The following is a 24,007-nucleotide window of genomic DNA, read 5'->3' as shown; positions in this document are numbered from 1 at the left end:
TATATCGGTTACTAGCGGAACACTGTAAATGTGAAACTGTTTTGTTTTGGCAAAAAAAAAACCTGCCGCAACGGGCAGGTTTTTAGTGCTTTATACGGGTTGATTTACATCATTCCACCCATACCACCACCACCCATTGGTGGCATAGCAGGCGCATTTTCTTCAGGATCATCGGCCAATACAACTTCTGTTGTCAACAACATAGCCGCAATTGAAGCCGCATTTTCTAAAGCTACACGTCCAACTTTGGTTGGATCAATAACACCTGCAGAAATTAGGTTTTCATAAACATCAGTACGGGCATTGTAACCGAAATCTGCTGTTCCTTCTTTAACCTTCTGTACTACAATAGAACCTTCAATTCCAGCGTTTTCACAAATCTGGCGAAGCGGCTCCTCAATAGCACGACGGATAATCTGGATACCAGTAGTTTCATCGTCATTGATGCCTTTCATTCCGTCTAATGCTTCAATAGCACGGATAAAAGCTACACCACCACCAGCAACAATACCTTCTTCAACCGCAGCGCGTGTTGCATGTAATGCATCATCAACACGGTCTTTTTTCTCTTTCATTTCTACTTCAGAAGCAGCACCTACGTAAAGAACAGCAACACCGCCAGCTAATTTAGCTAAACGCTCTTGTAATTTTTCTTTATCGTAATCAGATGTGGTGGTTTCTATTTGAGATTTGATCTGGTTAACACGGTTTTTGATGTCTTCAGACTGACCAGCACCATTGATTACGGTAGTGTTATCTTTATCAACAACAACTTTCTCAGCAGTACCAAGGTAAGTAAGGTCAGCATTTTCAAGTTTATAACCTCTTTCTTCAGAGATTACAGTACCACCAGTTAAAATTGCTAAATCTTCCAGCATCGCTTTTCTGCGGTCACCAAATCCAGGCGCTTTAACAGCTACCACTTTCAGTGAGCCACGGATTTTATTAACTACTAAAGTAGCTAATGCTTCACCATCTAAATCTTCAGCAATGATCAATAATGGTTTGCCTGTTTGAACCTGTTTCTCTAAAATCGGCAACAATTCTTTCATGTTGCTGATTTTTTTATCGTAAATTAAAATGTAAGGATTTTCTAATTCCGCTTCCATTTTATCCGCATTGGTTACAAAGTATGGAGACAAATAACCACGGTCAAATTGCATACCTTCAACTGTTTTTACTTCAGTTTCAGTTCCTTTTGCTTCTTCAACAGTGATCACGCCATCTTTACCTACTTTAGCCATTGCTTCAGCAATCAGTGAACCAATTACCTCATCATTGTTTGCAGAGATAGAGGCAACTTGTTTGATTTTGTTGTTGTCTTCGCCAACAGTTTGAGACTGTTTTTTCAGGTTTTCAACAACTGCAGTAACCGCTTTGTCAATACCACGTTTCAAATCCATTGGGTTTGCACCAGCAGCTACGTTTTTAATACCTGCAGTTACAATAGCCTGAGCCAATACTGTAGCCGTAGTTGTTCCGTCACCAGCAATATCCGCAGTTTTAGAAGCCACTTCTTTTACCATCTGTGCACCCATGTTTTCGATAGGATCTTTCAGGTCAATTTCTTTGGCAACAGAAACACCATCTTTAGTGATAGAAGGTGAACCGAATTTTTTATCGATAATTACATTACGTCCTTTAGGACCTAAAGTTACTTTTACAGCATTAGCCAAAATATCAACACCTTTTTTCAGGGCATCGCGGGCTTCTACATTATATTTTACTTGTTTTGACATTTCTAGTGTGATTTAATATTATTGAGTTTTTAAAGCTGGTTAAACAACCAATTACAATACTGCGTACAAGTCAGACTCGCGCATGATCAAATATTCTTTGCCTTCGTAAGTAATCTCAGTACCACCGTATTTGCCGTATAAAACAACATCGCCAACTTTTACGTTCAATGGAACCAGGTTACCTGTTAATTCAGCATATTTTCCAGGACCAACGGCAACGATTGTTCCTTGCTGAGGTTTTTCTTTTGCTGTGTCAGGGATATAGATACCCGAAGCTGTTTTTTCTTCGGCAGGAGCAGCTTCAACAACTACTCTGTCTGCAATGGGTTTAATGTTTAAAGACATAACTTATTTTTAATTATATTTTTTTTTAAGGTTTCTGTTATAAGCATCTTATAACACATCTGGCACATCAGTTTCTATGCCAAGAAGATTTTGGCTTGACAAATTTACACAGCCTGTCAGCAATCGCTTTTTATGCAAGAGTTTAAGGTGTCAGAGTGTCAGATACAGAAAAAGCCCGTCAGGATCTCCTAACGGGCTTTTCAATTTTTTAATCGCTACGCTTATTTTACAGGTGTAGTTGCCGGAGCGGATGGAGCTGGCAAACCGCCTATAGGTGATGGAGTAGGTGTTTTATCCAGTTGCTCCTGAATTTTAGAGTCAACCTGGCTACTTCCGCCTGTTTTAGCCATGGTAGTGATGGATAAAGTAACCACAACAACAAGGGCCAGTAAAATCCAGGTGCCTTTTTCTAATACATCTCCTGTACGCTGTACGCCAAACATATTACTGCCTGCACCACCAGTAGCAAGACCGCCACCTTTAGGATTTTGAATCAAAACAAACAGGCCTAAAGCGGCACAAATAATGATGAGTAAAATGGTTAAAAATATCATATCGGGTTATCGTGTTAAATCTTCTTTTTTATAGATTGGATAAGGTCGGCAAAGTAACGGCTTTTTTCTGGAAACTTCAAACTTAATTTTTCATAAGTCTCTAATGCCTTGTGATAAAGCATTTGTTCAATATAGATTTTAGCCAGCGTTTCAGAAACTACGTCATTATGGTCCTCAGCACTCTTACGCGCCTTGTTCTCATTGTCTATTTGTTCTGTCTTTAGCGTACCAATTTGAGGTGCATTTTTGATAAAGGTATCAATAAGCTCAACTTCTTTCGGATCTGCATGTGGTAGCTGTGCTGAATTATTTAAGATCTCCTCTGGATTGAATGGACTTTGAATATGGAAGATGTGTTCTACATATTGCTGCTGCAGGTCATGAGAAGGTTGCTTCTTCACCGTCACATAAGGCTGAAAACTTTGATATTCTTTCCTTGTTTTGGCAAGCCACCATAAGAAGGTGTAAGGCAATTTATCGTCATGATAATTACTTACCCTGTTTTCTTCTGCCGCTTGTACAGGCGCATCGTCCACAACATCTTCTTTGTCTTCGATAATGGGCTCGCTAATTTCTGTGTCCAGCTTTTGCTCAAAAGCAAAGAAGTCGCTGGATACAATGTTCTCCAGTACAAGTTCCTCTTCTTCTGCGGCAATTCGTAAATCTTCAGCTTCAGTTGGCACAGGCATTTCCTGAGCTACTTCTTCAACGGTGTTTTCAGTTTCAACACTGGTAAGGCTTTCTTCTGTATGATATAAATACAGCTCCCCAATTTCATCAAAAACTTCCTGCTCATCAGTTTCGGGACTCAAAAGTGCCTGTTCTGGTATGGTATCTTTTATTTCATCTTCAACTTCAAAAATATCCTCAGCAGGTTTTTTCTCTGCAGGAGCCGCTTCAGGATAGGCTATGATGTTAAATTCTTTGTCGCTGTGTTTAGTCTTGTCAAAAACAATGTTGTGCAGCAACTGTCCGTTGGTATATAAAGCTGCGGTAGCCAATGCTGTTTGCGCTTCCTCCATTCCCATCGTGGCTTTTGCCAGCATTAAATGCAAAGGCTGGTGATAGGGATAGCGCTCAATTAATGATTTTAAAAGAACCGGATCTTCCGTGCTGATGTTTGTAACTTGATTTACCATTGTGCAAAAGCGCGGTTAAAAACATCCTCTGTTAGCTGTGCATTGATATCTTTGATGAGTTGGGGCTGTTGTGCCTCCAGGTTACTTCCCGTAAGGGTAAAGTCTTTATAACGTGAAAATGATTCCTCAAAACTTTGTTTTTCATTGAGGTTATTGGTGTATTTTACGCTAATGGTAATGGTTAACCTACTTGCACCAGTATTCAGCTGTTGCCTGTTGTCTGCCAGGGAAACAGGTTTAATGTCATATCCGGTAATCCGGCCCTCCATTGTTGCGTCGGCATCAGTCTGGCTTAAGCTCAACCTGCTTTGATTCCGGATCCTTGTTTTAAGGTCTTCTGTAAACTGCTGACTTAAATAAGGGATAACCAGGGGTGCATTGTTTTCAAAAAACAGAATGTTAATGGTCTTCATTTCCGCAGGGATAGACGCGCCATTAAGTTTTACCGTACAGGAGTTAAAAAGCCCTGCTATCACTGCCAACAATACAACTATTTTCTTCATCATCAATTGAGGTTCAGTTCTTTAATTTTTCTATATAGCGTGCGTTCTGAAATTCCGAGCTCTTGTGCTGCAAATTTACGTTTACCCTTATGTTTTTTCAAGGCTTTTTTAATCAGGTCAGATTCCTTGTCAATTAAAGATAAGGATTCTTCTACCTCTTCCGCATCATGGGCATAATTATAATCTACAGGGCCACCCGGGGCAGGCTTTTTAATCGTCAGCGGACCATCACCAAAATTCTGGTCTACCTCCTGATAAAGCTGGTTGATGTAATGCGGGTTATCTTCCATAATGTGTGCGGTATTGCCACCGTTTTGAATAATTTCAGCCACCAGTTTTTTCAGTTCCATCATATCCTTTTTCATGTCAAACAACACTTTATAAAGGATATCACGCTCTGTAAAATCTTCTTTATTTGTCCCGTTGATGGCCATCGGTAAATTCGTAGCGCTTTCATTGGGAATGTAATTCAGTAAAGCTGCAGCAGTAACATTCCGGTCTTTTTCCAGTACACAAACCTGCTCTGCTATGTTTTTTAGCTGCCTTACATTTCCCGGCCAGCTGTAGTTACTCAGCATTTGGATTGCATCGGGCTCCAATTGTATTCCGGGGCTCCTGTACTTGTCACTAAAATCAGCAGAGAATTTTCTAAATAACAGATAAATATCTTCTTTGCGCTCATGCAGGGCAGGGATGCGCAAGGGAACTGTATTTAAACGGTAATATAAGTCTTCACGAAATTTACCAGATTTTACCCTGTTGTATACATCAACGTTGGTTGCAGCTACAATCCTCACATCGGTTTTTTGAACTTTAGATGAACCAACGCGAAGGTATTCGCCGCTTTCCAGGATACGCAATAAACGTGCTTGTGTACCCAATGGTAATTCTGCCACTTCATCTAAAAAGATAGTGCCTCCATTAGCCACCTCAAAATAACCTTTACGTGCTTCATGTGCACCGGTAAAAGAGCCCTTTTCATGGCCAAATAATTCAGAGTCTATGGTTCCTTCAGGAATGGCGCCACAGTTCACGGCAATAAAAGCGCCATGCTTACGCGTGCTCATCTGATGAATGATGTGGGAGAACACCTCTTTACCACTTCCGCTTTCGCCAGTAATCAGTACCGACATATCCGTCGGTGCAACCTGTCTTGCAGTATCTATCGCCCGGTTCAGCAGCGGAGAGCCGCCAATAATACCGAACCTGTTTTTTATGTCTTGTACGTCCAAAATAAGTTAAATTGAATTAAACATTAGCTGGTTCTTCAACTGCTACAACACCCAGTAGCGTAGCAGAAGTACAGCGGTCAATATAAACGTTTACGTATTGACCCGGCGCTATGCCTGCAGTTGCAGGAAATACAACCATCGCATTCTGATCGTTCCTTCCGCAATAATCCAGGTCTGATTTTTTTGAGGTTCCCTCCACCAGGATGCGCATAGTTTTTCCAACAAACTGTTGCAGCCTGTATAAAGAGGAGTTCTGCTGTTTTACCAAAATCTCTGCAAGTCTGCGTTTTTTCACCTCCTCAGGAATGTCGTCTGGAAGTTTTCTTGCGGCTAAAGTTCCCGGTCTTTCAGAATAGCTAAAGGTAAAAGCAAAATCATAACCTACGTAATCCATCATGCTCAATGTTTCCTGATGCTCTTCTTCTGTCTCCGAGCAAAAACCGGCAATAATATCTGATGAAATTGCGCAACCCGGAATAATCCTTCTAATGGCATCAATTCTGTTCATATACCATTCACGGGTATAAGTGCGGTTCATCAAATCCAGGATCCTGCTGCTGCCAGACTGTACAGGCAGATGTATGTAGTTGCAAATGTTATCGTATTTGGCGATGGTATACAATACCTCGTCAGTAATGTCTTTAGGGTGTGATGTAGAAAACCTGATCCTCAGGTCGGGACTAATTAAAGCTACTTTTTCCAGCAATTGGGCAAAGTTTACTTCTATTTCGCGTTTGTCTTCAGTTAAGGCAACAGCAGCTGTCTGCTCTGTAACCAAATCAGCACCTTTCCACTTGTAAGAGTCTACATTTTGACCAAGCAGGGTCACTTCTTTATATCCCATATCAAATAAGCCCTGTGCCTCTGCTAAAATAGAATGTGGATCACGACTCCTTTCGCGGCCTCTTGTAAAAGGAACCACACAAAAAGAACACATGTTATCACAACCCCGCATAATGGAAATAAAAGCCGTAATTCCATTACCGTTTAAACGAACAGGGCTAATGTCTGCATAGGTTTCTTCACGTGAAAGTAATACATTAATGGCCTTATGCCCGCTCTCAACCTCAGCTAATAATTGTGGCAATTCACGGTAAGCATCTGGTCCAACTACTACATCTACCAATTTCTCTTCATCCAGGAATTTAGATTTTAAACGCTCGGCCATACACCCTAATACGCCTACAATCAATTTCGGATTTCTTCGTTTCTCAGCACCAAATTGCGACAATCGGTTTCGCACGCGCTGCTCTGCATTTTCCCGGATAGAGCAGGTATTTATAAAAACAACATCTGCTTCTTTATAATCACCAGTAGTTTCAAAACCCTGGTCAAACAGGATAGAGGCTACAATTTCGCTGTCTGCAAAATTCATCTGGCAGCCATAACTTTCAATGTAAAGCTTTCTTCCATTGCGTTTTAGAGGTGCATCAGTCACTAAAGCCTCCCCCTGGCGTCCTTCATCGTGTGTCTTATCTGCTAGCTGTAGGTCAATCATATTTATACCGTTGTTACGAATTTCAAAAATACGGAAATAAATTTATAAATGACAAAGTGGCAGAATTATTGCAATTGATCCATATAAATCAAAACTTATGAGCTTGGAAAAATCTGTTAAAGGAAGTAAAAGAAAGATTTGGATATGGGTTGGATCTATTGTAGCCGTATTGCTGGTATTAGTTGGTGCTGCTGCACTTTATTTGAGCGCCAAATGGAAACCCTTGCTTACAGAAAAAATACAGACTGCCGTATATGAGGGCTCTAAGCATCTATACCGGATTGATTTTAAAGACATACACCTTAACCTGCTCACCGGAAGTGCCAGAATAGATAGTGTAAGGTTTATGCCAGATACTGCAGTATTCAACCGCTTAAAGCAAATTAAACAGGCGCCTACCCATTTGTTCCAGATAAAGCTTGCCCATTTACAGTTCAGCAGAATTGGGATTTTAAAGGCCTATTTCAAAAAGAGGGTAGAAATGAATGCGATAGTATTGGACCAGCCTTCTATCAATGTGATTTACAACAAGGTTTCCAAAAAGCCAGATACGGTTAAGGATAAGAAAACACTGTACGAGCAAATTTCCAAATCATTGAAATCTGTACATATAAAATCTATACAGATCCTGGATGCAGATTTTGACTACATTAACGGGGCGACTTCCAAAACACTCAATTCGGTGAAACACTTAAATGTGAATGTAAAAGACCTGCTGATAGATTCGCTCTCTCAATATGATACCAGCCGCTTTTACCTTACTAAAGACATTACGTTTGAACTTGCCGGCTACCGCTCTTTAAGTAAAAATAAAATGTATACCACAAAGGTGGATACGATTAAAGGCTCTGCTGCAGCTAAAAATCTGGAAATTACCGGACTTCAAATGATCCCCATGTATCCTGATTTGAAATTTAGCAGGATGCAGAAGGTGCAAAAGGACAGGTACGATTTGCTGTTTCGGAAAATAGAACTGAGCGGAGTAGACTTTATCCTGCTAAATACCGAAGGTAACCTGCATGCTTCTTCGCTTAAAATAGGCCCGGCAACGGTAAAGATTTTTATGAACAGGGAATTGCCGCCAACCACACAAAATAAGGGAAGTAACTTTCCGCATATGGCTTTAAGAAAATTGCCTTTACCGGCCATCATTGATACCTTAAAACTACAAAATGTAGACGTGGCTTATACAGAGTATGACCCTATTGCTCAAAAGAGAGGTACTATTGAATTTGATCAACTTTCCGGTAATATCCTGAATGTAACCAATGATTCTTTGAAGCTAAGCGTAAACAATCATGCGGTTGCTAACCTGCATACGCTATTACAGAAAAAAATCAACGTAAATGTGGCCATCAATTTTAACCTTACTGCCCCAAATGGCGCATTTAGCTACAGTGGAACGATGGGCGCTTTTGATATGAAGACATTAAATCCTATAGCAAAGGCACTTGGACTTATTGAAATCAATAGTGGAAAGGTTAATAAGGTTGCTTTTGATATTCAGGGTAATACTTCTGGCTCCAAAGGTCTGGTTCAATTTAATTACACCGACTTGAATATCAAATTGCTAAAAGCAGGTGAGGAGGGCGAGCCCGTTAAAAAGAAAGGCCTTTTGTCGTTTTTAGCCAATGCACTTGTGGTAAAAAATGACAATCCCGATAAAAATAAGCCTGCGCGCACAGCCAACATCACTTTTGTAAGGCCTCCTTCTGCTTCTTTTTTCAACCTCATGTGGAAAAGCGTATACCTGGGCATACGTGAAATTGTAGGCATTGGCATCGTTCCTGTTAAAACACCTCAGCAAAAACAAGAGCAAGTAGAAGATAAACTGGAAGAAAGGAAACAAAAACGGGCGGAGAAAAGGGAGGAAAAGGAGAAAAAACGCAGGGAAGCAAAAGAAAAGAAAGAGTAAATTCGTATATTGGGAAATAAAATGAATGCTCCGTATGGTTAAAAGCTCCCGAAAAACGTATAAAGGCATAAAATGGGCAGCAGGCCTAATTGTTTTTACGGTGATATCGGTGCTTGGTGGCAGCTGGCTCATTTCCATTAGGCTGAAGCCCCTTATCACTTCGGAGCTCAAGAGCTTGATCCTCAAATCTACAGATAGTCTTTATCATGTAGAATTTTCAGATGTAAGGACCAATATTCTTACTGGTAATGCTGTATTTACCAATGTAAAAATCATTCCGGATACCAGGATACTTCAAAAACTGATTTTGCTTAAAAAAGCACCTAATAATAGTTATAGCATCCAGCTTAAACGAGTTGTCATTCAGGGCTTCCATCCTTTTAAACTCTGGGGGGCAAGAAGGTTAAATATAGATCTTATGCTGTTTGACAGGCCCACTATTGTTATGAGTAATAAACAGCTTGATTTTAATGATAATAAGCCACCAAGGCCATCCAAATCGCCATATCAATATATTAAAGCTCATTTAAAGGAGCTAAGGGTAGCCACCGTTGCCTTTAGGGACATTAAGTTTACGTATGTTAATAACAACCTCCCAATGCCTGTAGCGGATGAAGTTGATAAGCTCAACATTACCCTGTCCGATTGGTTAATTGATCCGGGTTCTGCTGAGGATGAAACGCGTTTTTACCTGCTTAAGGATATCAGTCTCAATTTAAATGATTACCAATACGCCACACCAGATAGCCTGTACCATGTAAATATGAATGAGTTAAACTTTCGGGCATCTTCAGGTAAAATCAGCATCCGGCAGTTTGGTCTTGTTCCCCGTTACGGTGAAATGGAATTTGGGAAAAAAGTAGGTTACATAAAGGAACGTTACAACATTCAAATGAGTAACATTAGTCTTGAAGGTGTTGATTTTCCTTTATATGTATCTAAACAGGAATTGTTTTCTAAAGAAATGAGGATCAGTAATGGTTTTGTAGCGGTGTTCAATAACAATGAACTTCCAAAGAATAAAACTTCTAAAAGCGGCAAATATCCTCACCAACTTTTTCAGGCTGTAAAAGGACTCATTACTATACAGCAGCTTAAGGTAGAAAATATTAACCTCAGTTATGCTGAGTTTGACAAGAGGAGTCAGCAGCGGGGAATCATTACTTTTGACAATACTTCGGGCACCTTTAGCAATGTTACCAATTCTGCAAAATATAAAAGTGCTAATCCCATTATGGATGCCAGCTTAAATAGTTACCTGATGGGTAGGGGTAAGCTAGCTGTAAATTTTAAGTTTAACCTGAATGCAAAAGATGCTGCATTTAGTTATAATGGGATTTTAACCGATATGAATGGCAGGTCTTTAAATAAAATTACCAAGCCCCTTGGGATGCTGCAAATTCGCAGTGGATATGTAAATAAACTTGATTTCGATATTCAGGCCAATGACCAGCTGGCCACTGGCAAAGTAAATTTTGCCTATCAGGATTTAAATGTGGGCTTGTTAAAAAAAGTGGAGGGAAAAGACAACCTGGTCAAATTGGGCTGGATCTCTTTTCTTGCCAACCAGATGGTCATCAACAGCGATAATCCAGATCGCCATACTGGTCGTTTTTCTGCAGCCTCAATTCATTATCAGCGGGTGCCTACTGCCAGTTTCTTTAGTTTTGTATGGCATACACTTTTTGAAGGTATTAAGTATAGTGTTGGTCTTACGGCAGAAAAAAAGGCGAAGATCTCCGGTCAGATTGCTCAATTTAAAAAAATTAAGGCTGATCGTGATCTCCGCCGTAAGCTTAGGCAGCGCCGTAAGCTAAAGGATGCTACAACAGGGTATTAAAGTATGGTATTCCATCCAAATTCATCCGGCGCAAGTCCGTAACGGATGTCATTTAGCGTTTTAGCAATACTATTAGAGATATTGTCTGGCGTAGATACCGGAAGGACATAAGATTTTCCATTGTATCCGATTTCGCCAATTGGTGTTACAGTTGCTGCAGTTCCTGCTGCAAAAGCTTCTGTTAAACTTCCGTTTTCAATTCCTTCAATTACTTCTTTTACACTTACCCTTCTTTCTTCTACCGCAATCCCTGCTTTTTTTGCCAGTTGCAGAATGGTATCGCGCGTTACGCCATCCAGCACAGTGCTTCTTACCGAAGGTGTAATTAGTTTGCCATCCATTACAAATAATAAATTTGCAGTGCCAGCCTCTTCAATAAACTCGTGGGTTACAGCATCTGTCCAAATTAGCTGGTCAAAACCTTCTTTTTGCGCTTCGGCAAAAGGATGTAAAGAACGGCCATAATTACCAGCTGTTTTTGCATATCCTACACCACCCTCATCGGCACGTGTAAATTCAGTTTCTATTTTAACTTTTAAAGCTTTAGTATAATACGGACCGGTTGGTGTAGTCAATAATGCGAAAGTATACTGATCTGATGGTCTTACGCCCAGATATGGGTCTGTAGCAAACATCACCGGACGGATATATAAAGAATAGCCATCTTGTGCCGGCACCCATTTCTCATCAATTTCAATCAATGCAGCAATGCCTTGCATAAAAATGTCTTCAGGAATAGCTGGCATAGACATTCTTGCCGCAGATTTGTTAAAGCGTTCAAGATTTTTATTCGCACGGAATACGCTAATTTTTCCATCAGGCTGGCGGTACGCCTTCATTCCTTCAAAAATAGCTTGTCCGTAGTGTAAGGCAGAAATTGCCGGGCTCATAGGGATAGGTCCGTATGGTAAAACCTGCAGGTTGCCCCAGGCGCCATCGTTATATTCCGCAATAAACATGTGGTCAGAAAAGACCTTTCCGAAAGGCAGTTGAGCAAAATCAGTTTCGGTTAATCTGGTTTCTGTTATTTTAGTTATGCTGATGTCTAATATTTCGTTCATATGACTGGTATTGATTTGCAAATTTAAGAAAAATCATGTTTTACTTCGCTAAATCTTTGAGTACGCTAAGTACCCAGCTTTTCCCCCATTCTTCCATTTGGGTTTCAGTCCATAGAAATGGGTAAAAGATTCGCTTCTGAAAACGTGGAGGCAGGTATTTCTGCCAGTTGGTGCCTCCCGTTGCTGCAATGTCTACAGGATCACGTTCCAGGTATCTTACGGCAGATTTGTAATGAGACAGCGGCCATTCAACATTCACATAGAAGTCAAGGTGCCTAAGCTCTTCCGCAAGCTCAGTTACGTCCTGGCCTTCAGCGGCAAATTTATGGTACAAAGCTGTAAAATTGCTGTACTCGCGGTCTTTTGCCAGCTGCAAAAATGTGGCTGCATACTTCTTAACAAACTGTTTCAGCGTCAGCGTTTGTTTGCCACTTGCCAGTTCTGTAGCGCCAAATTTCCAATATATATATTCAAATTGCTCTTCAATAGTGGCATTAGCCAGTTCTTCCCGCTTGCTTTTATCTACTAATCGGTTAAAATTAGTGGCACTGATCTCAATCATGCGGTACTGGCCCGACTGAAAACCAGAAGCTGGTAATAAAGACATCCTGAACTTAAGGAACTGCTCTTTTTCCATACCATTTACCATGACTTCAAAAGAGGTGGTCAGGGCGTTAAAATAAGAGTTGATCCTTTTTATCCGGGCTATAAAAAATGAAAGCGTCAGTTCTTCGTGCTCTGCAATTTGCCTGCATTCATGTAAGGAAAGCTTAAAGTAAAGCTCCGTAATCTGATGGTACATGATGAAGATTTCTTCATCAGGGAAAGGTGTTTTAGGGTTTTGTAAACTCAATAACGTATCCAGATGGATGTAATCCCAGTACGTTAAAAAGTCGGCGTACAATAGTCCGTCCAGATATGCCGACATATCCTGGCCCATCGCCTCGTATTTTTCCTGTAACTTATCTAGTTTTTCTTTAATTTGAGGAGTTAGTTCCATGCCGGCAAAGTTATACTAAACGTTTTGAAATATTAATATAGCACCCTGAATTTTATCGTCTGCTCTATTTTCTTAAGTGATTTAAATACCTGCTGATCGTATTCGGCATTTACATCGGTAATTACATAACCTATGCTGGCATTGGTCATTAAGAACTGACCTACAATATTGATGTTATGTTCTGCAAAGGTTGTATTCATCTGCGCCATAATACCCGGCACGTTATGGTGGATGTGAATTAAACGGTGCGATTTATCAATTCGGGGCAATTGCAGGTTAGGGAAGTTAACACTCATGTAGGTAGTGCCCGTATTCATAAAATCAATCATTCTTTTAGGGATGAAGTTCGAATTTCTCGGGTTGTTTTTAGCATCGTCAAATACCACAATTCCCATTGCCGTACAGGCTTGGGTATCCAGTTTTTTCGCATTGCCCAGGTAACCGATGGTTTTAAGTTTAACCGCTGCTTTTAATTGTTCAGGTTCAATTTTTACACCATCCTCCAGTAGCAACATGTGCACATCTGCCACATACTTTTCTTCAAATGTGGTTTTATGGCGAACAGAAAAGCCATCTTTTCTAAGTAAACTAATGCTTTCCTCTGCTACACCTTCGCCAACAATGAGGCACAGAATCCTGTTTTTTGGGTATGAAATGGCCCTTGGTAAGTTGTTTACATATAAAAACTCGTCAAAACTTGGCGTAACATGATCAGCACGTTTTACAATACTTTCCCTGGCAATATTTTCTGTAAAGGCGTAAAACTTCTTAATCAACCCACTTTCCCGAAGCTGAAAGTCAGAATAACCATCACCAATTCCATATAAATTTCCTTCCAGGTTCATCTGGCTAATCAATTTAACTTTTCCTCCCTCTTCACTTAGCGGATTTGCATGGTCATAATCAATAATCTTCCCATCACCAGTAGTCACAAAGGTATTGGCATAGATGTTTTCTTTTTTAATGTGGTATTGACTTACCACAGGGATGATAAACTCCTTAAATCCACCAGATACAATCAGTACTTCATCAGCATGTTTTTTAAAGAATTCGGCATTTCTCGAAAAAGAGAGAGATACTTTTTTCTTTAAATGTTTAATCAACTGCTTCAAATGATCTTCTGTAGCTTCCAGTAATTTTACCCGCTGGGCCAAACTTTCACTAAAAGACAACTTACCTTCCATAGAAAGATTGGTGTAATCTTCAATTTTCTTATAAATAGCTTCTCTGTCAGGGTGTTTTTGCAGTGAAATTCTAGCCAGTTCGTCTAAAGCCTCAACCTGTGTAAATGTACTATCAAAGTCAATGATGTAAGTATTCTTTTGCTTCATGTTTATGTGTTCCTCAGCGCCGTGCAAACTTCTTTAATGGTTTGCTGTAGCGGTTTAAATTCTATTCCTGTTGTTTGTTTAATTTTTTCGTTACTGTAAATGCTTGTAGTAAGACTGCTTTTTACAGTCGCTTTAGTCAAAGGAGATGGTCTGCCTGTGACTAATGACGCTATCTTCACTAACCGCCAGGCTAAAGCCAGCTTCCAGGGTTGAGCTTCTCTTGTCGGTCCTTTTAAGCCAAATCCCTGGGCAATTGCGCTAAATAAATCTTTATAGCTGATGTTTTCTGCCGAAACCGTATAGCGCTCACCTGAATTTTCGCTGTTCATCAAAAAGATCATACATTTGGCAACATCGCTTACGTCAACAAAGCCGGTACTGCCACTGGTATAGTAAGAGAGGCCGTTTTTAACCATTTTAAACAAAGTGCCACTTCCCTTATATCCGGCAGCTGCACCAATAATTACAGAAGGGTTCACAATCAGGGCATCTAAGCCTTCGGCAATGCCTCTCCAAACCTCCATCTCGCCTTCATATTTAGAAATGGCATAAGTATGCGCCTCCGAATCGTAGTCCCAATAGTCATTTTCGGTAATTGGCCTGCCTTTTTTTGCCAGACCCAGTGCCGCTACAGAACTTACATGTAGTAGCCTTATACCCAATTCAGCACATAAGTTCACCACATTACTGGTACCCTCTATGTTTACCCTCAGCAACTTCATCTTGTCGGCCGGGTTAAATGAAATTATTGCTGCACAATGGTAAACTTGCGAAATTCCCTCCATAGCATCTTCAAGGGCAGAAAGGTCATTGATGTCTGATGTCGCCCATTCAATCATGGTGTTATCCACAAGTAAAACAGGTACAGCAGCATTACTGCGTTTGATTGCACGAACCCGGATCCCCTGCCCGGTCAATTGATGGATAAGCTCCGCACCTAAAAATCCAGTAGCCCCGGTAACCAGTATCATTTCATCTGTTTGTTTTTTTGTAGTCATTTGTCAGATGGAGTTACCATGCTTAAAAAATATTTAAACACGGGCGGTTCATTTTTTTTAGGATGTTCATTAATATATGGGCTCAAAAATAGATATTTGAGCCCATAGATTATATTACTTTATGTCCTTATCAGATTTTTTTTCTCCCTTAAGCCTTGACGAAATCACCCCAAAACAGGGATTCTTGACCAGTCAGTTAGGATTAAAGGCCAGTTTTTACACAGATGAATTTCCGGAACTGGAAGAAAATACCTGGGATATTGCCATAGTTGGAGTACAGGATGACCGCGCTTCAGTAAACAATAGTGGCTGTGCACTGGGGCCTGACTATTTCAGGTCGCAATTTTATCAGTTAAATGAGGGTGCATTCAATAGCAAAATCATTGACCTCGGAAATATTAAGGCGGGGGCAGCAATATCTGATACCTATATCGCCTTAAAAATGGTAGTAACCGAGCTCATTAAGCTAAATATTGTACCTGTAATTATTGGCGGTGGACAAGATTTGACCTATGCACAATACCTTGCTTACGAAGATCTGGAACAAAAGGTAGACCTGGTTGTCATAGACAATAAATTTGATTTGGATGAGGATGATGAAGAGGGTATCGCCGCACGTTCTGATACTTACTTAAATAAAATTTTTCTGCACCAGCCCAACTACCTCTTTAACTTTAGTAACCTTGGCTATCAAACTTATTTTGTGAACCAGGAAAGTTTAAAAGTGATGAGCAAACTGTACTTTGATGTCCATCGTTTAGGCGAGTTTTCTGCAGATATTTCTGCAGCAGAGCCCGTACTGCGCAATGCCAACATGATTAGTTTCGACATTTCTGCTATAAGGTCTTCTGATGCTATCGGTAATGCCAATGCCAGTCCAAATGGTTTTTATGGCGAGCAAGCCTGTCGCATAGCCCGCTATGCCGGAATGAACGACAAGTTAAGCTCCATTGGCTTTTATGAATTTAATCCTGCTTACGATAAAAGTAGTCAGACCGCCATGTTACTGGCCCAAATTGTTTGGTATTTTATAGATGGCTTTTACAACCGTAAAAAGGATTTTCCACTAAGTCCCAAATCACAATACCTCATATACCGCACTACGCTCAGTGATGGTACAGGTGAGATGTTATTTGTAAAAAGCAAAAAATCTGATCGCTGGTGGATGCAAATCCCTTATCCTACAGGGCTGTCAAAAAACGAACGCTATCATTTGGTGCCGTGTTTATATAGCGATTACCAGACCGCAGTTAATGGCGAGATGCCTGACCTTTGGTGGCGTACTTTCCAAAAGCTGCTCTAGTGCTACCGATAATTTTTGTGCAGAATTAAAAAGCTGGTCTTTTCTTTCTTCTTCAATGGTACGTTCCAATTTCCCTGATAGGTAATCTTGGCTGGCAGCTTCACTTCATTTAGATAACTCATTTCAATGTTCATCTGCACATCAAAGTTAAACAGCATGTTGCCGTATTTCATGTCTACATAACGACCCAGGATTTCAAAGTTACGTTTGTCAAAAATCGTGACGAGTTCTTTGATCATCAATCCATCTTTTGTCCAGCTGCTCAGGTCTGGTTTCAGCGCTACTTTAAAGTGATATACAGGGATGCTGTCCAGGTATGTCGCATTGCTAAAGGTATAGTTATAATACTGCCGCATATTGGCTGTAAATATCTCAGTTTTACTGCCGATAAAGGGGATACCCTTCACAGGTCTGCCGGGTGCAAAAATCAATGTTTTCAGCTTGTCCTTATATCCGGAGTTTTTATCTTGTGTTTTGGATTTTGAGTCTTCAGTAGGATAAGGGCTCGACTTGCCAAAATCTGACTGGTAAGCATTCATAAAAATATGGTTAAACAGCTCTACAGTATATGACTGGTATTTGCCATCTTTCTTATACACTTTTCCGCTATCCTGCTTAACCAGGTAGCTGATCTTCTGCGGAGCAAGTGCCATGTGTGCAATCTTGCGATATAAACGTGCGGCTAACTTGTCTTTTTTGTCAAAAGTGTAAATGCGGTGCTCGGCAATAAAGTCGTACTTTTTCATGCTGCGGAAAGCACTGTAAAAACTGGTATCAGCCATTATTGCGTTGATAAACGTTTCCACACTTAATTTCTGTGCCTGAATGTTTACGGCATCATCTAATTGAATAGTTTGCAGCGTGTCAGGATTAAAGCGACTAATTTCCTGTGTAAAAGCAGTTTCCGGAAAAGGCAGGAGGCAGAGTACTAAAAGCCTGTAAATACTTTTCATCTGCGCCTGATCCTGTTAATTTCCCAGTTGCTTCAATGCAATATAGGCCATTAATCCTGTAGATATTTTCAGGGCATCTTCATCTACATCAAAGTTGGGTGTATGTACAGAATAGGTGCTGCCCTTTTCGGCATTTCCTGTTCCAAGCCTGTAAAAGCAAGCATCAGTAACTTGAGAATAATAGGCAAAATCTTCTGCTGCCATCCAGATGTCAAGGTCAATTACATTCTCTTTGCCTAAATAATCTTCGGCAAAACTACGTGCATTGCCAGTTAGCACCGGCTCATTGATTAAAAATGGATAACCGTCATGAATGTCAAACTCACAGCTTCCACCCATGCTTTCTGCAATGCCTTCAGCCATTTTTTTCATTAACCTTTTAGCTTCCTTACGCCATTCCTCGTTTAAAGTCCTGAAAGTCCCTTCCATTTTTACCTCATTAGGAATGATGTTCGTGGCGCCCATGGCCTGTACTTTTCCAAATGAAAGTACTGATGGCAAACGTGGATCTGCATTGCGACTCACAATTTGCTGTAAAGCCACAATTATATGCGCAGAAATGAGCACCGGATCTATATTTTGTTGTGGTTGGGCACCATGGCCACCTTTGCCTTTAACTGTTACATAAAGTTCATCCGTACTGGCCATATAAATGCCAGATCGGAAACCTACTTTTCCCGTTTCGATGAACGGCATTACATGCTGTCCAACAATATGCTGTGGTTTAGGATTTTCAAGTACGCCCTCTTTAATCATGATGCTGGCACCACCAGGCAACAGTTCTTCACCGGGCTGAAAAATCAGCTTAATGGTTCCGCCAAATTCTGCTTTTAGCTGATTTAAGATATGGGCTGCTCCTAGTAAGGAAGAGCTGTGTACATCATGTCCGCAGGCGTGCATAACGCCTTTGTTTTTTGAAATGTACGGTTTGTCATTGGCTTCCAGAATGGGTAGCGCATCCATATCAGCACGGAGGGCAATTACTTTATCTGAGGGTAAATCACCTTTTATCAAGCCTACAACGCCCGTATTTGCTAAAACAGTAAAGGGGATTCCCCATCCCTGAAGTTTCTCCTGTATAAAAAGTGAAGTTTCAAATTCATTAAAAGACAATTCAGGATTGGCATGGATGTGTCTGCGATAGGCCACTACATCATAGAATATTTCTGCTGCTAACTGCTGTATTTGATCTTTTATTGCCATCACTTCTAATCTAAATCTGGTGCGTTAATTTTTTCCTTAAAAATAAACAAGGTTGGGTAGGCTCCTTTGAGTTCATTCATTAAAGCCTGGGCTTCCAAGCGTGTGCGGAAATCTCCCGCCCGTAGGTAATAATTAGGCTCCTTATAGGTAATGTAGGTGTTTAACTTTGGATAATCTGTCTTAAAATTAGACTGTTGCCTATACATTTCCCGCCGGTCTGAACCATAAAAAATTTGAACTCTGTAGCCCATTTGAGAGACTACAGGTCCATTTTTTTTTACCCGGTTATCAGCTTTTTTACTCAGTTCAAGCCTCCTTGCAATCAAACTATCAATTGAAGGATCTTTTACTTCGGTTACTATACCCTTTGTTTGGGCGCTGAGTACCGCTGTAAAACAGCATAAAAAAGTACTAAGCCATAGTTTCATTACAATCCTGCGCCGTGGCAGTTTTTATATTTCTTCCCACTTCCACAAGGACAAGGCTCATTTCTGCCTACAGTAACCTCCTTGCGGATCGGTTGCTGTGGTACGGCTTCGCGGGTGTCTTCCATTTGCATTTCGCCGGCACCTGCCTGTGAAAATTCTGGTTTAGACATCTGAAGACGGCTTGGTGCCTGCGGCGCCTGTGCCTCTCTTACCTGTCCCGCATCCTGATGTACCGGAATACCACCTTTATATAAGAAACTCACCACTTCTTTATTTACGGCATTCAACATGTTTTTGAACAGGTTAAATGCTTCCATTTTATAAATGATCAATGGATCTTTCTGCTCATAAACTGCGTTTTGTACAGATTGTTTCAACTCGTCCATTTCACGCAAATGCTCTTTCCAGGATTCATCGATCAAACCGAGTACAATAGTTTTTTCAAATGCTTTGGTAACCTCACGGCCATTGTTGTCTATAGCGGTTTTTAACCCAACAGGAACCTGGATACTGCGGATGCCGTCTGTAAATGGAACAACAATTTGTTCTACCTGCTCACCACGTTCTTCATAAACCTGATGTAATACCGGCATGGCCTGGTTGATGATGTTTTCTGATTTACGGGCGTAAAATACAGATGCCTCCTCAAACAACTTGTCTGTAAGCGCAGCAATGTTTTTAGCAGTAAATTCTGCTTCTGTAATTTCTGTATCCAGAGAGAAGTTCTTGATCACTTCCAGCTTAAAGCCCTCAAAATTGCCTTCTTCTTTATATTCTGTAACTACGTCTTCAGCAACATCAAATACCATATTGTTCATGTCTACGTCTAAACGCTCTCCAAAAAGGGCATTTCTACGTTTGGCATAAATCACAGAACGTTGTGAATTCATTACGTCGTCATACTCCAATAACCGTTTACGGATACCAAAGTTGTTCTCTTCTACTTTCTTCTGTGCACGCTCAATGGATTTGGTAATCATAGAATGCTGAATCACCTCGCCTTCTTCAATACCAATCTTCACCATGATGTTTGAAATCCTTTCTGAACCAAACAAACGCATCAGGTTATCTTCCAGCGATACAAAGAACTGAGAAGATCCTGGATCGCCCTGGCGACCAGCACGACCACGTAATTGTCTGTCTACACGACGAGACTCATGGCGCTCTGTACCCACAATCGCTAAACCACCCGCTTCTTTAACGCCAGCGCCAAGTTTAATATCGGTACCACGACCAGCCATGTTGGTGGCAATGGTTACTTGTCCCGGTTGTCCGGCTTCAGCAACAATGTCAGCCTCTTTCTGGTGCATTTTAGCATTCAGTACATTGTGTTTAATGCCTCTCAGTTTCAGCATTCTACTCAGTAATTCTGAGATCTCCACCGAAGTAGTACCCACTAAAACTGGTCGCCCTGCCTGGGTTAAAGCTACAATTTCTTCAGCTACAGCATTGTATTTTTCACGTACCGTACGGTATACATAATCCTGGTGGTCCGTTCTTGAAATGGCCCTGTTGGTAGGGATTTCCACAACGTCCAGTTTGTAAATTGACCAAAACTCGCCCGATTCAGTTGTTGCAGTACCGGTCATACCACACAATTTATGGTACATTCTGAAAAAGTTCTGTAAAGTAACAGTAGCATAGGTTTGAGAAGCATCTTCTACTTTTACATTTTCTTTTGCTTCTATGGCCTGGTGTAAACCGTCAGAATAACGGCGACCGTCCATAATACGGCCTGTTTGCTCGTCTACAATTTTAATTTTACCTTCATCAATGATGTATTCTACATCAATTTCAAATAAGGTATAGGCTTTCAACAACTGGTTTACAGAGTGAACACGTTCTGCTTTGATGGAGTAATCGCGCATCAATGCATCTTTACGTGCAATCTTATCTTCACTGCTCAAGTCAGATTTTTCAATTTCTGCAATTTCAGTACCTACATCAGGCAAGACAAAGAAATGTTCGTCCTCACCAGATTTGGTAATCAGTTCAATACCTTTCTCTGTAAGTTCTACCTGGTTGTTTTTTTCATCTATATGGAAAAACAATTCAGCATCTACTTTAGGCATGTTTTTAGACTGATCAGCCATGTAGTGGTTTTCAGTTTTCAACAAAATCTGTTTGTTTCCACCTTCGCTTAAAAACTTAATCAGCGCCTTGCTTTTAGGTAAACCACGGTGTGCCCTCAATAAGGCTAAACCACCTTCACCTTCTTCCGTTCCTGTTTTACCATCAGCAAATGCTTTTTTGGCTTCATTCAAGGCACGTGAAACAAAATCTTTCTGTGCATTTACCAATCGCTCTATACGTGGTTTCAACTCATGAAATTCATGCTGATCTCCAAAAGGTACAGGACCAGAAATGATCAACGGCGTACGGGCATCGTCAATCAAAACTGAATCCACCTCATCTACCATGGCAAAGTGCAGCTTGCGCTGTACCAGCTGATCCGGAGTTTGCGACATATTGTCACGCAGGTAGTCGAAACCAAACTCATTGTTGGTGCCATAAGTAATGTCTGCAAGATAAGCCTGTCTGCGCTCTTCAGAGTTTGGCTCATGTTTGTCAATGCAATCCACCTTAATTCCGTGGAATTCAAACAATGGACCGTTCCACTCCGAGTCACGTCGGGCCAGGTAATCATTCACGGTTACAATGTGTACACCCTGACCGGCAAGTGCATTCAGGTAAGCTGGTAAAGTACTTACCAGTGTTTTACCTTCACCAGTTGCCATCTCGGCAATTTTTCCACTGTGCAATACAATACCACCAATTAACTGTACATCGTAATGTACCATGTTCCATTGTACTAAAGTACCCGCAGCATCCCAGCTGTTGGCCCAAAATGCTTTATCACCTCTAATTACAACATTTTTACGGCGTGCTGCATAATCTTTGTCAAATTGCTGTGCAGTAACTTCCAGCTCTGGATTTTCTGAAAAACGCCTGGATGTTTCTTTTACCACAGCAAAAGCTTCTGGTAGAATTTCCAGCAATACCACTTCAAGTTCTTTGTCGCGGTCGCTGATTAAAGCATCTACCTGATCATAAATGGCTGTTTTTTCTGCAAGTGAAAGTTCAGCACTTTCGGCTTCGGCTTTTAATCCGCTAATTTTAGCATCAATATCTGTTAAAGCTTTAGCTATAACATCTTTAAAGTAAACGGTCTTGTTGCGTAGCTCATCGTTAGAGAGCGATTGAAGCTTCGCATATTCCTCATTTATTTTGATGACCAAAGGTTGAATGGCCTTAATATCTCTTTCTGATTTGCTTCCAAATATCTTGGTTAAAAATCCTAACATCTCTTATTCCTGTAGTTTGTTTAATTAAAAATCATTATTTTACAACAACCAAGCCATATTAACCTGTAAGTCATATTGTCAGCCGTTGGGCGCTAAAAGTACAAAATATCCTTTAATTAGTTCAGCGGGCGTAGGTTCTTTTTATATCTTTAATGGCATATGATATAGAATTAGGGCAAAGTCCTATATTTGCGGCATATGAATATCTTATTATTAGGTTCTGGTGGAAGAGAAAGTGCTTTTGCCTGGAAGATGAGTCAGTCTGAGCAATGCACCAATTTATTTATTGCCCCTGGAAATGGTGGTACTGCTGCTTATGGTAAAAACATAAACCTTAACCCAAATGATTTCGAGGCGGTAAAAGCACTGGTCATTAAAGAAGAAATTACTTTAGTGGTAGTAGGTCCGGAAGAACCTTTGGTAAATGGTATTCATGATTTTTTTCTGTCTGATGCGGCACTTGCAGGGATTCCGGTTATTGGTCCCAAAAAGGAAGGCGCTATATTAGAAGGCAGTAAAGATTTCTCTAAAGAATTTATGGCCCGTCACGGTATTCCAACGCCGGGTTCAAGGTCTTTCAATGGCGAAAATTTGCAGGAAGGGCTGGCTTATCTGGAAAACCACAGTTTGCCGGTTGTATTGAAAGCCGACGGACTTGCCGCGGGTAAAGGGGTTTTGATTTGTCAGACTACCGAAGAGGCTAAAGCAGAATTACAGCTGATGCTGGGTGGCAAATTTGGAACAGCCGGTTCATTAGTGGTTATTGAAGAATATTTAACAGGTATTGAACTCTCTGTATTTGTGCTTACAGACGGCGACAACTACGTAATTTTACCGGAGGCAAAAGATTATAAAAAAATTGGTGTTGGCGATAGTGGCTTAAACACGGGTGGTATGGGCTCTGTTTCCCCAGTGCCTTTCGCTGATCAAAAGTTTTTGGATGAAGTAGAACAAAGCATCATCATTCCTACCATCAATGGATTAAAAAAGGACAATATAGATTATACTGGTTTTATTTTCTTTGGCCTTTTTAAAGTGGGCGATAAGCCGATGATTATTGAATACAATTGCCGTATGGGCGATCCGGAAACGGAAAGTGTAATTCCAAGAATTGAAAATGACCTGGTAGAATTGTTTATGGCCACGGCCTCAAAAAGATTAAATGAGGTTAAATTAAACATCAGCTCAAAAAGCGCGGCTACAGTAATGATTGTGGCAGGGGGTTATCCTGGCGAATATCAAAAAGGGAAAACCATCACCGGAATAGACAATATCCGTAAATCCCTGGCTTTCCATGCAGGTACACTTGCTGAGGGTGGTGTCATCAAAAGCAATGGCGGGCGTGTACTGGCTGTTACCAGCTTACAGGATACTTTTTTTGAAGCACTCCAATCGGCCACGGCAGATGCGGCAAGAATTTATTTTGACGGTAAGTATTTTAGGGAAGATATCGGTTTCGATCTGGCATAAAAAAAACAAAGTAGGCTTCGCCGTTCAGTTCAACTTAGCTATATAAAACAAGTTGCAGGGAATTTTAGGAAAGAAGCGGCGATTTGCCGTACCTTGCTGCCATCCGGCAATTTCTATATTAAGGCCAAAAGGCTATGTATTTTATAAATATGTAGATCTTAATCCAGGCCCCTAAGCTGGATGCTAAAGT

General features: G+C 40.7%; 19 protein-coding genes. 4 read left to right on the top strand and 15 right to left on the bottom strand.

Going from position 1 to position 24,007, the window contains the following annotated elements; genetic code table 11:
• Positions 1–104 precede the first annotated feature (104 nt).
• The 7 genes from groL to miaB form a co-directional block, all read right to left on the bottom strand.
• Complete coding sequence (gene groL / locus LPB86_RS02145) at positions 105–1,739, bottom strand: chaperonin GroEL (protein WP_230640898.1); 1,635 nt, start codon at positions 1,737–1,739, stop codon at positions 105–107.
• 51 nt (positions 1,740–1,790) lie between these two features.
• Positions 1,791–2,084 carry a co-chaperone GroES gene (gene groES, locus LPB86_RS02140; RefSeq protein WP_230640897.1) on the bottom strand — a complete coding sequence of 98 codons (294 nt, stop codon included), beginning with the start codon at positions 2,082–2,084 and terminating at the stop codon, positions 1,791–1,793.
• A 221-nt stretch (positions 2,085–2,305) separates the two neighbouring features.
• Positions 2,306–2,638: a preprotein translocase subunit SecG gene (secG, locus tag LPB86_RS02135; RefSeq protein WP_230640896.1), complete on the bottom strand. Its 333-nt coding sequence runs from the start codon at positions 2,636–2,638 to the stop codon at positions 2,306–2,308.
• A gap of 14 nt (positions 2,639–2,652) precedes the next feature.
• A complete protein-coding gene (locus tag LPB86_RS02130; protein WP_230640895.1) occupies positions 2,653–3,777 on the bottom strand; it encodes a hypothetical protein in 1,125 nt (374 codons plus the stop codon).
• Positions 3,771–4,283 (bottom strand): LptE family protein, encoded by a 513-nt coding sequence (locus tag LPB86_RS02125; RefSeq protein WP_370632791.1) that lies wholly within the window; start codon positions 4,281–4,283, stop codon positions 3,771–3,773. Before LPB86_RS02125 ends, LPB86_RS02130 begins: the two co-directional genes overlap by 7 nt.
• Positions 4,283–5,512, bottom strand: a complete 1,230-nt coding sequence (locus LPB86_RS02120) for a sigma-54-dependent Fis family transcriptional regulator (protein WP_230640894.1) — start codon at positions 5,510–5,512, stop codon at positions 4,283–4,285. Before LPB86_RS02120 ends, LPB86_RS02125 begins: the two co-directional genes overlap by 1 nt.
• Positions 5,513–5,528: 16 nt before the next feature.
• Positions 5,529–7,010, bottom strand: a complete 1,482-nt coding sequence (gene miaB, locus LPB86_RS02115) for a tRNA (N6-isopentenyl adenosine(37)-C2)-methylthiotransferase MiaB (RefSeq protein WP_230640893.1) — start codon at positions 7,008–7,010, stop codon at positions 5,529–5,531.
• Between the two features lie 97 nt (positions 7,011–7,107).
• Here miaB and LPB86_RS02110 point away from each other — a divergent pair, with 97 nt between their 5' ends.
• Both LPB86_RS02110 and LPB86_RS02105 read left to right on the top strand, forming a co-directional pair.
• Entirely contained in the window at positions 7,108–8,925 is a 1,818-nt protein-coding gene (locus LPB86_RS02110; protein ID WP_230640892.1) for a hypothetical protein, read from the top strand.
• A gap of 34 nt (positions 8,926–8,959) precedes the next feature.
• Positions 8,960–10,765, top strand: coding sequence for a hypothetical protein (locus LPB86_RS02105; RefSeq protein ID WP_230640891.1), 1,806 nt, complete (start codon positions 8,960–8,962; stop codon positions 10,763–10,765).
• On the opposite strand, the gene LPB86_RS02100 is transcribed toward LPB86_RS02105, so the two are convergent.
• The 4 genes from LPB86_RS02100 to LPB86_RS02085 are packed head-to-tail and all read right to left on the bottom strand — an operon-like array spanning position 10,762 to position 15,155.
• The gene (locus tag LPB86_RS02100) at positions 10,762–11,826 is read right to left on the bottom strand and encodes a branched-chain amino acid aminotransferase (RefSeq protein WP_230640890.1); all 1,065 of its coding nucleotides are present in this window, start codon (positions 11,824–11,826) and stop codon (positions 10,762–10,764) included. The two genes, LPB86_RS02105 and LPB86_RS02100, sit on opposite strands and share 4 nt — an antisense overlap.
• 40 nt (positions 11,827–11,866) lie before the next feature.
• Complete coding sequence (locus tag LPB86_RS02095) at positions 11,867–12,826, bottom strand: tryptophan 2,3-dioxygenase family protein (RefSeq protein WP_230640889.1); 960 nt, start codon at positions 12,824–12,826, stop codon at positions 11,867–11,869.
• A gap of 32 nt (positions 12,827–12,858) precedes the next feature.
• Positions 12,859–14,157, bottom strand: coding sequence for an HAD-IB family phosphatase (locus LPB86_RS02090; RefSeq protein ID WP_230640888.1), 1,299 nt, complete (start codon positions 14,155–14,157; stop codon positions 12,859–12,861).
• Positions 14,158–14,159: 2 nt separating this feature from the next.
• The gene (locus tag LPB86_RS02085; RefSeq protein ID WP_230640887.1) at positions 14,160–15,155 is read right to left on the bottom strand and encodes an NAD-dependent epimerase/dehydratase family protein; all 996 of its coding nucleotides are present in this window, start codon (positions 15,153–15,155) and stop codon (positions 14,160–14,162) included.
• A gap of 121 nt (positions 15,156–15,276) precedes the next feature.
• Between LPB86_RS02085 and LPB86_RS02080 the strand changes: the two genes are divergently transcribed.
• Complete coding sequence (locus LPB86_RS02080) at positions 15,277–16,458, top strand: formimidoylglutamase (protein ID WP_230640886.1); 1,182 nt, start codon at positions 15,277–15,279, stop codon at positions 16,456–16,458.
• Between the two features lie 2 nt (positions 16,459–16,460).
• On the opposite strand, the gene LPB86_RS02075 is transcribed toward LPB86_RS02080, so the two are convergent.
• Genes LPB86_RS02075 through secA form a run of 4 tightly spaced genes read right to left on the bottom strand, consistent with a single transcriptional unit; the run spans position 16,461 to position 22,347 of the window.
• Positions 16,461–17,411, bottom strand: coding sequence for a hypothetical protein (locus LPB86_RS02075; RefSeq protein WP_230640885.1), 951 nt, complete (start codon positions 17,409–17,411; stop codon positions 16,461–16,463).
• 15 nt (positions 17,412–17,426) lie between these two features.
• The gene (locus tag LPB86_RS02070) at positions 17,427–18,614 is read right to left on the bottom strand and encodes a M20 family metallopeptidase (RefSeq protein WP_230640884.1); all 1,188 of its coding nucleotides are present in this window, start codon (positions 18,612–18,614) and stop codon (positions 17,427–17,429) included.
• 5 nt (positions 18,615–18,619) lie between these two features.
• The gene (locus tag LPB86_RS02065; RefSeq protein ID WP_230640883.1) at positions 18,620–19,042 is read right to left on the bottom strand and encodes an SPOR domain-containing protein; all 423 of its coding nucleotides are present in this window, start codon (positions 19,040–19,042) and stop codon (positions 18,620–18,622) included.
• Positions 19,042–22,347, bottom strand: a complete 3,306-nt coding sequence (secA, locus tag LPB86_RS02060) for a preprotein translocase subunit SecA (protein WP_230640882.1) — start codon at positions 22,345–22,347, stop codon at positions 19,042–19,044. Before secA ends, LPB86_RS02065 begins: the two co-directional genes overlap by 1 nt.
• Before the next feature lie 198 nt (positions 22,348–22,545).
• Here secA and purD point away from each other — a divergent pair, with 198 nt between their 5' ends.
• Positions 22,546–23,817, top strand: a complete 1,272-nt coding sequence (gene purD / locus LPB86_RS02055; RefSeq protein ID WP_230640881.1) for a phosphoribosylamine--glycine ligase — start codon at positions 22,546–22,548, stop codon at positions 23,815–23,817.
• Positions 23,818–24,007 lie beyond the last annotated feature (190 nt).

The organism is Pedobacter sp. MC2016-14, from assembly GCF_020991475.1.
Classification (GTDB): Bacteria; Bacteroidota; Bacteroidia; order Sphingobacteriales; family Sphingobacteriaceae; genus Pedobacter.
This window is presented reverse-complemented; position numbering and strand designations above follow the sequence as displayed.